The following is a 13,991-nucleotide window of genomic DNA, read 5'->3' on the forward strand; positions in this document are numbered from 1 at the left end:
GGTCCTCGTCGGAGCCCGGTGGCCGTCCGCCGCGTGGGCCTTTGCGCGGGCGGGCGGCCCGGCCGCCGGAACGCACCCGGACCGCGCCCGCGGTGCGGGAGACGGCCACGTGCTGCCGGTCGTTGCGGCGGACCCGCCTGGGCAGCTCTAACCCGGTCGTCACCCATGCCCCCGAGGTGTTCTCCGAGGAACGGTCCGCCGGCCTCACCGCACACTCCCGCACCACTGTGGAGAAGGTCGCCGCAGCGGCGGTGACCTCCGACAACGGCTGACGGCCGACGCCCACGCCAGGCGCGGACGGCTGACGGCCGATGCCCACGCCAGGAGCGGACGGCTGCCGCTGAGAGGGCCGGCCCAGTCGAGCGGCGCGGCGATACGCGGCTTCCTCGTCTCCCGGGGCGTCGATCCCGAGCGGATCACCGTCACCGCCCACGAGCGGAGCAGCACGAGCGCCGCCACCGTCACACCGGCCCGTGTCCCGCACGCGTACGAGCCGCCGGCGGCGTACACGGGACGTGTGAGGTCCTGCCCCTCCTCCGGTCAGGCGAAGACGGACAGGAGGAGGGCCATGCCGAGGCCGAGCACGCTGACCAGTGTCTGCACGACGGTCTGTGTCCGGGCGGCCTGGGCGAGGTCCATGCCGAAGGACTCCTTGACCAGCCAGAAGCCCGCGTGGTTGACGTAGTTGAGGCCGATGGAGCCGGCGCCGATGGCGACCACGAGCAGGGACGCCTCCAGGGCGCCGCCGGTACCGGTCAGCGGGGCGACGATGCCGGTGGCGGAGACGATGCCGACGGTGGCCGAACCCGTGGTCAGGGAGAGCAGCAGCGCGATCAGCCAGCCGAGCACGATCACGTTGAGGTGGGCCCCCTCGGCCGCCGAGGCGATGGCGTCCCCGATGCCGGAGTCCTGGAGCACCTGCTTGAACGCGCCGCCGCCGCCGATGATGAGCAGGATGGCGGCGATGGACTTGAGGCTGTCGGTCAGGGAGGCGCGGGTCCGCTCACCGGAGCGGTCACCGCGCACCAGGGTCACCCCCAGGGCGAACAGGAAGCCCGCCAGCATCGCCACCAGGGGCTCCCCGACGAAGGTGAGCGCGGACCGCAGGGCGCTGGACTCGTCGAGCACCGTCTCGGCCAGGGTGCGCAGCAGCATCAGGGCGACGGGGACGAGTACGGAGGCGACGGCCAGGCCCGTGGGAACACCGCCGCGGGGCCGCTGTGCGGCGGGCTGCCGCGCGTCGGCACCGGAGGGCGAGGCGGCTTCAGGCGCCGCCCCGGTGTGCGGGCCGGAGCCGGTGAACTGCGCCACGAGCGCGGCGTCGGGGCGGACATCGGCCATGCGGGGCGCGATCCAGCGGGCGTAGACGGGGCCGGCCAGGACGACCGTGGGGATCGCGCAGACGAGACCGACACCGAGGGTGAGCCCGAGGTCGGCGTGGAGCCCGGTCACGGCGGTCAGCGGCCCCGGGTGCGGGGGAAGCATGCCGTGCAGGGTGGACAGCGCCGCGATCGCCGGGACGCCGAGCAGCACGTAGGGCGAGCCCTTGGCGCCGCCGTCGGCCTCCAGGCGGCGTGCCACGCTGAAGATGAGGGGCAGCAGCACGATGAGGCCGACCTCGAAGAACATCGGGATGCCTATGACGAACGCGGCGGCTGCCACGAGCCAGGGCAGCCGGCGGGGGCTGGACCGGTCGACGACGGCGTGGGCGATGGCGTCGGTGGCGCCGGAGTCGGACAGCAGGCGGCCGAGCATGGCCCCCAGGGCGAGGGTGAGGCCGACATCGCCCAGTGTGCCGCCCGCACCCTCTTCCAGGGAGTCGGTCAGTTTGCCGACCGGTTCGCCGGCCGCCAGCCCGGTGCCCACGCTCACGAGGATGAGCGCGACGAAGGGATGGACCCGCAGCCGCGAGTTGATCAGGTAGATCAGCAGCGCGATCGCCACGGTGAGGACGAGCAGCAGGAACCACGCGTGTGAGGTCATGCGGAGACACCTTTCGACGGCCGGCCGCGAGCGGGCCGGTGGATCGGGTACGACGGACAGGGCCCTTCACCGGCCGCCGTCGGCTCTGTGGATTTCCCTGGGGGCTCCGGCCCGGGGGAGGCCGCTGGTCAGGCCGGGCGCAGGCCGGGCGCAGGCCTGGCCGGGGCCCGGCGGGCACGGGCCGGCTTCCGGCCGGCTCGGGTGAGGTGCTCGGGGCTCCGGGCCGGTGCCCGGCCGCCGGTCAGGCCCGCCGGCCCCCGGGGCGACGGCGATCACTGCGCGGCCGGGATCCGGTCGCGGACCGGCGGCAGCGGCCGGCAGGAGTCCGGTCGCCGCGGCGAGGTGAGCGCCCGGCCGTCACTCCAGACCGAGCTGCGCGACCAGATCGGCGACCCGCTTGTCCTGCTGGACCAGGTACGAGCGGAACGTGTCGCCGGTGGCGAACACGTCCGTCCAGCCGTGCCGGACGAGTTCGGCCTTCCAGCGCCGGGAGTTGTGCAGCGCGGTCAGGACGGCGGTCCAGCGTTTCCTGTCGGCCTCGCTGATGCCGGGCGGCGCGACGACGCCACGCCAGTTGTCGAACACCAGGTTGATGCCGGACGACTTGAGCGTCGGAACCCCCGGGAGGGGCTCGACCGGCCGGTCGCCGGTGGTGGCCAGGACACGGAGCTGGCCCCCGCGGATCTGGTCCAGGAACTCGCCGAACCCGCTGACGGCGAAGTCGACCTTGCCGTCCAGGATGGCCGGCAGGAGGTTGCCGCCACCGCCGTCGTAGGCCACGTAGCCGGCCCACCTCGGGTCGATGCCGACCGCCTCGGCCAGCTCCATGGTCAGCAGGTGATCGGGGCCGCCGGGGGAGGAGCCGCCACCGACCCGCAGCCGGCCCGGGGCCGCGCGCCAGGCGCCGATGAGCTGCCGGACCGTCCGGTACGGCGAGTCCTCGCGGACGACCACCGCACCGGCCTCCTCGATCAGGCGCGCGATCGGGGTGGTCCGGGCGACGCTCACCTTCGCCTTCGCCACGTGCGAGGCTCCCACCACACCGAGCCCCATCTGCAGGGCGAGGTCACCGTTGCCGCGCTCGTCGACGATCCGCTGCAGCCCCACCGTGCCGCCCGCGCCCGGCAGGTTGAAGACCTGCACGTCCGATGCGATGCCGGTCTCGTCCATGACCCGCGCCGCGGTCCGCGCCGTGGTGTCGTAGCCGCCGCCCGGGGTGTTGGGCACGACGATCCGCAAGCCCTGCACCGGATCGCGGCCGCCGGCCGGCCACCCCGCGCAGCCGCTGCTCGCCGGCAGCAGCGCCAGCACGGCGAGGGTGCCGAGAAAGGCGCGTGCGGGACCTCCCATGGCACCTCACTTCCGATTTCATCTGGCGGACGTCATGATTATGCGATCCGGCACATGTGCTGCCCATGTTGTGTCAGCATGAAAGATTGAGTTCATTGTGGTCGCTGTCTTCCGCCGCCATACGCTGGCGGGAGAGATGCTCGCCCTCCAGCTGGCCATCATCGTGGTCGTGCTGCTGGCGGTCGCCGGCTTCTCTCTCGCCCAGTCCGAGGCCACCTTCAAACGCGTCGAGGGCCGCCGGGTCGACGCGCTGGCGGAGCAGCTGGCCGCGAACCCCCTGGTCCGCAGCCAGCTCGTGCGCCCCGCCCCGGAGGAGACCCTGGCCCCGCTGGTGCACTCCACCCTGGCGCAGTCCGGTGTCACCTCCGTGACGGTGGCCGACGCCGAGGGCCGCATCGTCTCCTCGACCAATCCCACCGTCGTCGGCGAGCCGCTGCCCCTGGGACCGGGCGCGGGCGCGGGACGCGGCTGGTCGGGACAGCTGACGCTGGACGGCAACCGCGAACTGGTGGCCCAGGTGTCGGTGCTCGGGGCGGAGCGGAGCGACCTCGGCCGCACCCTCGGCACCGTGATGATCGGCGAATCGTTCCCGACCCCCTGGCAGCGGCTCAGCGGCGCCTCCTCGTACCTGCTCGCGTACCTGGGCATCGCCAGCGCACTGGGCGCGACGGGATCGTGGCTCCTCGCCCGGCGGGTCAAGCGCCAGACCCACGGTCTGGAACCGGTCGAGATCACCGGGCTGGCCGAGCACCGCGAGGCCATGCTGTACGGGATCGCCGAGGGCGTCGTCGCACTCGACCCGCAACACCGCCTCACCCTCGTCAACGACGTGGGCCGCCGGCTGCTGGACCTGCCCGAGGACTGCGTGGGGCAGAGCCTCGACGCTCTCGGCATCGACGGACGGCTGCGGGACGTGCTCGTCGGAGCCGAGGGCGGCGGCGCCGGCCGGCCGGACCAGGTCGTCATCCGCCGCGCCCGCATGCTGGTCATGAACCGGATGACCGTCGTCAAGGACGGCCGCACCCTCGGCTCCGTCACCACCCTGCGCGACCGCACCGAACTGGCCGAACTGGAGCGCAAGATCGGCTCCTTCCGCAGCTCCTCCGAACTGCTGCGCGCGCAGGCCCACGAGTTCGCCAATCAACTGCACACCATCTCGGGACTGATCCAGATCGGCGAGCACGAGGAAGTGGTGCGGCACATCCGTGCCCTGAACCAGCGCCGTCAGTCGCTGGACATGACCCTCGCCCGGCGCGTACGCGACACCGCGATCGCCGCGTTGCTGATGGCGAAGTCCTCTCTGGCAGCCGAGCGCAGAGTGGCGCTGCGCATCTCCGCCGACACCGCGCTCGACCGGCTCGCCGCAGAGGACGCGGCCGACGTCGCCACGGTGATCGGGAACCTCGTCGACAACGCCGTGGACGCCGCCGCCGTGCACCGGGACGACGACGAGGCGTGGGTCGAGGTGGAGTTGCGGCAGGACGCCTCCAGCGTCGAGATCGTGGTCCGGGACTCCGGGCCGGGCCTGACTCCGGAACTCGCACGAGAGGTCTTCGCCCACGGATTCACCACCAAGGCCGATCCGGAGGGCCGGCGGGGCATCGGCCTGGCGCTGACCAAGCTGGTGTGCGAACGCCACGGCGGGGAGATCTCCGTGACCAGCACCCCTGAAGGCGGTGCGGTGTTCACCGCGCGTATGACAGTCAGCCACCCCGCCGGCGCGGTGGCGGAAGGAGTGTCCCGATGACGGCCGCGCACAGCACGCCCGCAGCGGGCGGGGCGATCGGCGTACTCGTCGTCGACGACGACTTCATGGTGGCCCGGGTGCACCGCAGGTTCGTCGAGCAGGTCGAACCGTTCCGGGTGGTCGGCACGGCCCACACCGGCCGGCAGGCCATCGACGCCGTGGACGAACTGCGCCCGGACCTCGTCCTGCTCGACCTGTATCTGCCCGACGTCTTCGGCCTCGACGTCATACCCCGGCTGCGCTCGGCGGGCCACGACTGCGACGTGATGGTGATCAGCGCCGCCCAGGAAGCAGACACGGTGCGCCGCGCCGCGCGCCGGGGAGTGGTCGACTACCTGCTCAAACCGTTCGACTTCGAGGACCTGCGCCCCCGCCTGGAGCGGTACGCGACGCGGCGCGACCGCCTGCTGGCCACGGTCGTGCGCAGCCAGGCCGACGTGGACCGCGTCCTGGCAGGAGGGACGGCCGCCGCCCCGGCAGGCGTGCTGCCCAAGGGCATGAGCGTCGAGACCGCCGAACTGGTCGAACGGACCCTCCGCCAGGCCGACGGCACCCTGTCCTCCGCCGAGTGCGCCGCCCTGACCGGCATCTCCCGGGTGAGCGCCCGCCGCTACCTGGAGCACTTCCACAACACCGGCAGCGCCGAGGTGTCGCTGCGCTACGGCGCCGCCGGCCGTCCCGAACGCCGTTACGGCTGGCGCGGGTGAGCGCCGAGGGGCCGGCTCCGCAAGCCTCCCGGAGAAGCCCGGACCGCACGGCCGCTCACCGGACACAACACCCTGTTTCACGTGAAACCGCCCTGCCCTGCCGGGCGTCTTGACCCGCCCCCGAGGGGCCGGTATACGACAGGCGTCCGCTCCAGCGGGGAAGATGAACACGCCGTGAACCCCCCGGCGGCAGCCGTCCCCTCTCACCTGCATCGAGTTGCACGAGGCATCGATCGATGCGGATTCCGCGCTTGATCGACCCCTGAGCCTGGGTGAGGATCTTGCCAGCGGCAGGACATATGCCTGATTCAACGGGGGGCGTTCCGCCTTGCATGGGCGACTTCACGGCACACGGGCGAATCCACGGCTCCCTGATTGGGCTCTCCACCCTTATTCCCCTGGGGGAAGCATGCCTCACCAGCCCTATGCCTATCGACGCAAAGAACTGACCGAACCGGACTGGCGCCGGATTCCCGGATGGCGCGAGGTCACCCCGGAGCAATGGCGCGACCCGCAGTGGCAGCGTGTGCACTGCGTCAAGAACGTGCGGCAGCTGAAAGCGGTCTACGGCGATCTGCTCTCCGACGGCTTCTGCCGCGATCTGGAGCGCGACCAGGCGGAGCGGGCCACCATGTCGCTCCTCCTGCCCCCCTACGTGCTGAGCATGATGGTCCCGGACGACGTCCCGGACACCGAGACGATGTACGCGGACCCCGTACGCCGGCACATGATGCCGGTGTTCTCCGACCGCGATCCCGAGTGGCCGTCCCACCCGTACGCGTCCCGGGACTCGCTGCACGAGGCCGAGATGTGGACGGCGGAGGGCCTGACCCACCGCTACCCCACCAAGGTGCTGGCGGAACTGGTGTCCACCTGCCCCCAGTACTGCGGCCATTGCACGCGAATGGACCTGGTGGGGAATTCCACCCCGCAGATCTCCAAAATGAGGTTCTCGGTCAAACAGCCGGACCGTTACGCGGCAATGCTGGATTATCTCCGCCGTACTCCCACCGTGCGCGACGTGGTGGTTTCCGGCGGGGATGTGGCCAACGTTCCCTGGCCGCGTCTTGAGTCCTTCGTCTCGGCGCTCCTGGAACTGGACCACATACGCGACATCCGGCTGGCGTCGAAGGCGCTGATGGACCTTCCGCAGCACTGGCTCTCCGACGAGGCCCGCCGCACCGTGAGCACCCTCGCCGAGACGGCCCGCAAGCGCGGAGTGAGCCTGGCGGTGCACACGCACGTCAACAGCGCCCAGCAGGTCACCCGGCTCAATGCCGAGGCGGCCCGCACGCTGTTCGACCTCGGAGTGCGCGACGTGCGCAACCAGGGCGTGCTGATGCGCGGGGTGAACGACACCTCGCAGCGGCTGCTCGACCTGTGCTTCGCGCTGCTCGACGGCGCGGGAGTGATGCCGTACTACTTCTACCTCTGCGACATGATCCCCAACGCCGAGCACTGGCGGGTGTCGCTGGGCGAGGCCCAGCAGTTGCAGCAGGCGATCATGGGGTACCTGCCCGGCTTCGCGACGCCTCGGCTGGTGTGCGACGTCCCCTTCGTCGGCAAGCGCTGGGTGCACCAGGTCGACCACTACGACCGCGAGCGCGGCATCTCGTACTGGACCAAGAACTACCTGACCTCGATCGAGCAGGACGACCCGTACGCGCTCGCGAGGACGCACGAGTACTACGACCCGATCCAGACGCTCAGGCCCGAAGGCCGGCAGTGGTGGCGCCGGCACGGCCGGTCCCCGGCGGGGGCCGCGGCCGCCGGCCGGCCTTCCGTCGCCGTCGCCCAGGGGGAGGCACAGTGACCGGGAACAGCCCCGTCGCCCCCCTGTCCGTGCGCCGGAGGTTCATGACCGCCCCCGACCTGGGCGCCGGCAACTTCCTGGAGCACGCGCTGCGGCACAACCCCCACCTGGACGCGCCGCTGGTGTACGACCACCGCCTGGACGCGCGCGGCCACGTCGTGCTGCGCGGGTACAGCCTGCGGGAGCTGGCCGGGATCCGCGACCGGTACGCCCGCTGGTACTGGACCAACGGGGTCCGGCCGGGCGAACCGGTGGCGCTGTACATCGCCGAGGGGCTCCAGCCGATCCTGCACTTCCTGGCGCTGACCTCGATCGGTGCGATCCCCGCGCTCGTCAACGACGCGATGCCGGTCACCACGGCCCGGCGCTATCTCGACCATGTGGGTGTGGCCGGGGTGGTGGCGGACGACCCGCGCCCGATCGGCGCGACCTACCGGCCGGGCCGGCCGCGCCCCCGGTTCGTCGTGTCCAGCGCCGAGATACGCGCCCATGACCCCGGCTCCGGCTCGCTGCCCGACCCGTACCCGTACCGGCACGCGGCCGACGAGGTGGTCGCGCTCATCCACTCCTCGGGCACCACCGGCACCCCGAAGTCGACGCAGGTGGCGCACCACCAGTTCTGGGTCGGCAAGGAGGCCCGGATGGTGCGCTTCCCGGCCGAGCCCTACGACCGGCTGCTGTCGCTGATGCCGCACACGCACGCGGGCGGTCTCAGCTATCTGCTGACCACCATCCTGCTCGGGCTGCCGACGCTGACCATGGCCGACTGGCGGCGCAGCGCGGTGGAACCGGTGATGGAGGTCTTCCAGCCGACCATGGTCGCCTCCTTCCCGCGCACGTTCGTGGAACTGGCCACCGGCGAGCTGCCGGTGAAGGCGGCCGCGAAGGTGCACACCTGGTTCAACACCGGGGACAGCGCGCACTACGGCCACATCCGGCGGCTGGTGAGCCTCGGTGAGCGGCCGGCCGGGCTGATCCAGCCGTGGCTGCTGCCGAAGGGGGACGCCGGGGCCGCGTCCCTGCCCGGGTCCCGCTACATCGACGGGCTCGGCTCCTCCGAGATGGGGATGGCGCTCTTCGGCCAGGTCACCACGCCGGAGTCGGAACGCGACGACCGCTGTGTCGGGGTGCCCGTCGAAGTGGTGGAGAAAGCGGCGGTGCTGGACGACGACGGCAACGAGGTGCCGGACGGCACCGCGGGACTCCTCGGCGTGAAGACACCGACCCGCACCCCGGGCTACTGGAACGACCCCGCGCTGACCGCGAGCAGTGAGCTGGCCGGCTACTGGCTGACCGGTGACGTGGCGGTACGCAGGCCCGACGGCCGCTTCTACCACCTGGACCGGACCGCGGACGTGATCCACACGGCCGGCGGTCCGGTGCACAGCCTGCCGCTGGAGGAGGTGCTGATCGCCGACCTCGCCGGCGTCGTCCGGGACTGCGCGGTCATCGGGGTGCCCGCGCCCTCCGGTGAGGGCCAACTGCCCTTGGCGGTGGTCCGGTTGCAGGAGGGCAGCCCGCTCAGCGACCCGGCGGGGATACGCGAGGCCGCCAACCGGGAGCTGACGGCCGCCGGGCTGCACCCGCTGGCGGCGGTGTCCGTGGCCCGCGGCGGCGACGACTACCCCACAGGTCCGACCGGCAAGGTCCTCAAGCGCGAGCTGCGTACGCGCCACGCCTCGGCCCTGGTCACCGGTCCGGCCGGCTGAAGGAGGCGGGCGCACGGAGTGGATGCGGCAGCAGGCGGAGGGACAGCAGTGACACACGACGAACGGCCAGGTCCGGCGGCGGTCGTACGGACGGGGCGCACGCCTCGGGCACACGGGGCGGCCCGCTCATCCGCGGGGCGCACGCCTCGGATACGTGAGGCGGCCGGCGCTCCTGCGGGGCGCACGCCCCGGGCGCGTGAGGTGGCCGGCGTGCGGGCGGGGTGCCCGCGCCGCATACGGGTGACGGCGCTCGTACGGACGGGGCGCACGCGCCGGGTACGGGTGGTGGTCGCCGTATGAGCGGGACGCACCGCAGGGCCGGGCTCTCCCGGCCGTTCGCCTTCTGGCTGATCGCCACGGTCCAGTGCCTGCTGCTGTTCGCGTCGAGCGCGCCCTCGCCCCTGTACGCCGTCTACCAGGGCCAGTGGCACTTCTCCGCGGGCATGCTCACCGCGATCTTCGCGATGTACGCGCTCACGCTCCTCGCGGCGCTGCTGGTGGTGGGCAAGCTGTCCGACCACATCGGCCGACGCAAGGTCCTGGGCGCCGCCCTGGTCGTGGAGGTGGTGAGCATGCTGCTGTTCATCACCGCCGACGGGGTCGGACCACTGCTCGCCGCGCGTGCCGCGCAGGGCCTCGCCACCGGCGCCGCGACCGGGGCGACCAGCTCCGCACTGCTCGACCTGCAACCACCGCACCGGCCGCGGCTGGGCCCGCTGGTCAACAGCCTGGCGCCGATCGCCGGCCTGGCGCTCGGCGCCCTGGGCTCCGGACTCCTCGTGGAGTACGCGCCCGCGCCGGAAGTCCTGGTCTACGCACTGCTGCTGGCGGCGTTCGCGCTCGCCGCACTCGTCACCCCGCTGCTGCCGGAGACCTCCCCCGGGCGGCCCGGCGCGGCCGCGTCGCTGGTACCGCGCCTCGCGGTGCCGCGCCGGATCCGGCCGCTGTTCCTCACCGTGGCCCCCTCCCTCGTCGCGGTCTGGGCGGTGGGCGGGCTGTACATGTCGCTCGGCCCGTCCATCGCGGCCCACACCCTCCGCCTCGGCGGCCATCTGGTGGGCGGACTCGTCATCTTCGCCCAGACCGGGTCGGGCGCCGTCGGCGCGCTGCTGCGCCGCGGCAAGCCGCCGCGCGCCACCATGACCCTCGGCTTCGCGGCCTTCCTCATCGGCATCGGCACCACCCTCGGCGCCCTGGCGGTGCCCTCCCCGGCGCTGTTCTTCGCCGGCATCGTGATCGCCGGCTACGGCTTCGGCACCGGCTTCCTCGGCGCCTTCCAGACCATCGCGCCGCTGGCCGAGCCCGACGAACGCGCCGGGCTCATGGCCGGCATGTACGTCGTGTGCTACCTCGGCTTCAGCGTGCCCGCCGTGATCGCGGGGCTCGCCGTGCAGCGGTACGGGCTCGGCCCGACCACCACCGTGTACAGCGTCGCGGTGATGGCGCTGGCCGTCGTCGCCTGCGCGGGACTCCTCGTCCAGGGGCGCGGGGAGAAGCGGGCGGCCACCGCGCCCTACGGCGGACTGCCGCCCGCGCCGCAGCCCGCCCGCGCCGCCGACGCCGACCACCTCTGACCACCGGAGACCCTCATGCCCGAGACCTTCCCGGACGTCCTGCGGCGCTTCTGGCGGACCGCGGGCCTGCACCCGCGGGCCGTCGCCGTCGTCGACGCCGCCGGATCCACGACCTACGCCGCCCTGCGCGCCCGCGCCGCCCAGGTGGCCGGCGCCCTCGGCCCCCGGCCCGGCACGGTCGGCGTGCTCACCGACCGCGGCGCGGGCACCGTCGCCGCACTCCTCGGCGTCCTCGCCGCCGGCGGCACCTACTGCCCCGTCGACCCGGCCTTCACCGCCGAGCGCAAGAAGGAGCTGGCCGAGACGGCGGCGATACGGACCGTGCTCACCCCGCGCCCGGACCCGGAACCCTTCGGCCCGCCCGTCCTCGGCCCCGGACTACCGGCGGCGGACGGCTCCTTCGAACCCCTGCCGCCCGCCCCGGACGACCCGGCCTACGTGCTGTTCACCTCCGGATCGACCGGTCGGCCCAAACCGGTGGTGACCCCCCGCGGGGCCGTCGCCGCCGCCGTCCACTCCCTCGCCGAGCTGCTCGAAGTGGGCCCCGGCGACCGGGTGCTCCAGTTCGCCTCGCTGAACTGGGACACCTCCTTCGAGGAGATCCTGCCCACCCTGACCCGCGGCGCGACCCTGGTCTTCGACGCCGACGCCCACAGCGGCTCCCTGCCCCGGTTCCTGCGCATGCTCGACCGGCTCCGCGTCAGCGTCCTCGACCTGCCCACCGCCTTCTGGCACGAACTGGTCCACCACCTCACCGAGGACGGCGGCACCGCCCTGCCCGAGAGCGTGCGCACGGTCGTCATCGGCGGCGAGGCGACCAGCAGGGCCCGGCTCGGCAACTGGCGCACACTGCCCGGCACCGACCGGATCCGGCTCGTCAACACCTACGGCTGCACCGAGACCACCCTGGTCACCCACGCCGGCGACCTGCACGGCCCGCACTCCCGGGCGCCCGAGGACGGCTCCGCCCCGATCGGCCGCGCCCTGCCGCACGTACGGGAGCGGATCGGCGCGGACGGCGAACTCCTCGTCGGCGGGCCCGCCCTCGCCCTCGGCTACCTGGGCCTGCCGGAGGCCACCGCCGAACGCTTCCCCGTCCTCGACGGCGTCCGCCACTTCCGCACCGGGGACCGGGTCAGGCGCGGCGAGCGGGGCGAACTGCACCACGAGGGACGGCTCGACGACCAGATCAAGGTCCGCGGCATCCGCGTCGACCCGGCCGAGGTGGAGGCCCAGCTGTGCGCCCACCCCGGCGTCGCCTCCGCCGCCGCCACCGGTGTCGCCGCCGGCGACCACACCGTGGTGGTCGCCTACGTGACGGCCGGCCGCCCGGACGACGGCACCGATCTCGCCGCCGAACTCCGCGCCCACCTGCGCCGGCACGCCCCCGGACACCTGCGGCCCCACCGCATCACCGTGGTGCCGGAACTCGTCCACACCGCGAGCGGCAAGGTCGACCGCCGCCGCACCCACCACCGCTACACCACCGGCGCCTGAGCCGGCGAACCCGAGGAGAACACACATGCCCGCCCCACAGGCCAGCACCGTCGACCAGGTGATCGGGATCTACCGCCGGGTCCTGGAGACGGACGACGTCACCGCCGACTCCGACTTCTTCGACGTGGGCGGGGACTCCCTGCTCGCCACCCGGGTCATCAGCGCCATCGCCCGCGACCTCGGCCCCGAACTGACCATCGACACATTCCTCGACGCCCCCACGCCCCGGGCCGTGGCCGAGCTGATCGCGAGCGTGAGCGCGTGAGCACCCTCATCGTCGGAGCAGGACTCGCCGGACTCACCGCCGCCACCGAACTCGCCGCCCACGGACGGCAGGTGACGGTACTGGAGGCCCGGGACCGGGTGGGCGGCCGCACCCACGGCATCGAGGTGGCCCCGGGCCAGTGGGCGGACGCCGGAGCCGCCTACCTCGGCGAGCGGCACACCGAGCTGAAGGCCCTCATCACCGGGCTCGGCCTGGCCACCGTGCCCACCACCACCGACGGACAGAGCCGGTTCTCCGTCGGCGGCGGCCCGCAGGGCCGCGACGGCCGGTTCCCGCCGCTGAGCGCCCTCGCCCTCGGACAGCTCTTCGACGCCCTGGACGAGGTGACCCGCACCGTGCGCGCCGACGCGCCCTGGCTCACCCCGGACGCCGGGCACCTGGACCGGACCAGCGCCGCGGAATGGATCGGGCAGCGTGTCGACCACCCCGACGCCCGGCTGTTCTTCCCGCTCTTCCTGGGCGAGATGATGGCCGCCGACCCGGCCGACGTGTCCGTCCTGCACATGGCCTTCTACCTCAAGTCGGGCGGCGGCATCCGCTTCCTCAACGCCTTCGCCGGCGGCGCCCAGGAGGACCGGGTCGACGGCGGCGCCCACCGGCTCGGCGAGCTGCTCGCCGCCGGGCTGGGCGACCGGGTGCTGCTCGGCGAACCCGCCAGAGCGGTGGAGGAGACCGGATCCGGGGTGCGCGTGCACACCGACCGCGGCGTCCACGAGGCCGACTCGCTGATCGTCGCCGTACCGCCGCTGCTCGCCGACGCCATCGAGTACCGCCCCGGACTGCCGTCGCGCCGCGCGGGCTCCACCACCGTGCCCGGCTGCGCCGTCAAGGTGCACCTGGTCTACGAGCGGCCGCTGTGGCGCGAGTACGGCCTGTCCGGCTGGTCGGTCAGCGCCGACGGGCCGCTGCTGTCCACGGTGGACGACTCCCCGTCCGCCGACGGCGTCGGCGTCCTCACCGGCTTCGTCACGGGACGCGAGGCCCGCGCGTACGCCGCCCTCGACCCGCGCGAGCAGCGGGAGGCGGCCGTCTCCCAGGCCCGGCGGCTCTTCCCTGAACTGCCCGAGCCCATCGCCCACCACGTCACGGACTGGATCAACGAGGAGTACAGCAGGGGCTGTTACGCCGCGCTGTTCGGCATCGGCGACTGGGCCGCCCTCGGCCCCCACCTCACCACCCCGCACGGCCGTGTCCACTGGGCGGGCACCGAGACCAGCACCGAGTTCTTCGGACTCATGGAGGGCGCCGTCCGTTCCGGCCGGCGGGCGGCGACCGAGATCCTCAAGGCCTACGATGACTGAGGAGTCGTCACGGACCACTGGGGG

General features: G+C 73.2%; 10 protein-coding genes. 8 read left to right on the top strand and 2 right to left on the bottom strand.

Annotated elements, in window-relative coordinates; translation table 11 throughout:
- Window positions 1-540 precede the first annotated feature (540 nt).
- On the bottom strand, window positions 541-1,983 hold the full coding sequence (locus IG64_RS13970; protein WP_037855507.1) for a GntP family permease: 1,443 nt from the start codon (window positions 1,981-1,983) through the stop codon (window positions 541-543).
- Between the two features lie 357 nt (window positions 1,984-2,340).
- A complete protein-coding gene (locus IG64_RS13975; RefSeq protein ID WP_037855508.1) occupies window positions 2,341-3,333 on the bottom strand; it encodes a Bug family tripartite tricarboxylate transporter substrate binding protein in 993 nt (330 codons plus the stop codon).
- Between the two features lie 97 nt (window positions 3,334-3,430).
- Between IG64_RS13975 and IG64_RS13980 the strand changes: the two genes are divergently transcribed.
- The 8 genes from IG64_RS13980 (at window position 3,431) to IG64_RS14015 (ending at window position 13,967) form a co-directional block, all read left to right on the top strand.
- Window positions 3,431-5,080, top strand: a complete 1,650-nt coding sequence (locus tag IG64_RS13980) for a sensor histidine kinase (protein ID WP_037855509.1) — start codon at window positions 3,431-3,433, stop codon at window positions 5,078-5,080.
- Window positions 5,077-5,787 (top strand): response regulator, encoded by a 711-nt coding sequence (locus IG64_RS13985; RefSeq protein ID WP_037855511.1) that lies wholly within the window; start codon window positions 5,077-5,079, stop codon window positions 5,785-5,787. The genes IG64_RS13980 and IG64_RS13985 overlap by 4 nt, the downstream gene beginning before the upstream one ends.
- 409 nt (window positions 5,788-6,196) lie before the next feature.
- Entirely contained in the window at window positions 6,197-7,600 is a 1,404-nt protein-coding gene (locus tag IG64_RS13990; protein ID WP_051812868.1) for a KamA family radical SAM protein, read from the top strand.
- Window positions 7,601-7,644: 44 nt separating this feature from the next.
- Window positions 7,645-9,309 (top strand): class I adenylate-forming enzyme family protein, encoded by a 1,665-nt coding sequence (locus IG64_RS13995; RefSeq protein WP_078883990.1) that lies wholly within the window; start codon window positions 7,645-7,647, stop codon window positions 9,307-9,309.
- Between the two features lie 296 nt (window positions 9,310-9,605).
- Window positions 9,606-10,883 carry an MFS transporter gene (locus IG64_RS14000; RefSeq protein WP_037855513.1) on the top strand — a complete coding sequence of 426 codons (1,278 nt, stop codon included), beginning with the start codon at window positions 9,606-9,608 and terminating at the stop codon, window positions 10,881-10,883.
- Between the two features lie 15 nt (window positions 10,884-10,898).
- Complete coding sequence (locus IG64_RS14005; RefSeq protein ID WP_051812869.1) at window positions 10,899-12,380, top strand: amino acid adenylation domain-containing protein; 1,482 nt, start codon at window positions 10,899-10,901, stop codon at window positions 12,378-12,380.
- Between the two features lie 25 nt (window positions 12,381-12,405).
- Window positions 12,406-12,645 carry an acyl carrier protein gene (locus tag IG64_RS14010; RefSeq protein WP_037855664.1) on the top strand — a complete coding sequence of 80 codons (240 nt, stop codon included), beginning with the start codon at window positions 12,406-12,408 and terminating at the stop codon, window positions 12,643-12,645.
- Window positions 12,642-13,967, top strand: a complete 1,326-nt coding sequence (locus IG64_RS14015) for a flavin monoamine oxidase family protein (protein ID WP_037855514.1) — start codon at window positions 12,642-12,644, stop codon at window positions 13,965-13,967. The genes IG64_RS14010 and IG64_RS14015 overlap by 4 nt, the downstream gene beginning before the upstream one ends.
- The last annotated feature ends 24 nt before the right edge of the window (window positions 13,968-13,991 follow it).

It is taken from the genome of Streptomyces sp. NRRL S-340 (assembly GCF_000720185.1).
Lineage (GTDB): Bacteria > Actinomycetota > Actinomycetes > Streptomycetales > Streptomycetaceae > Streptomyces.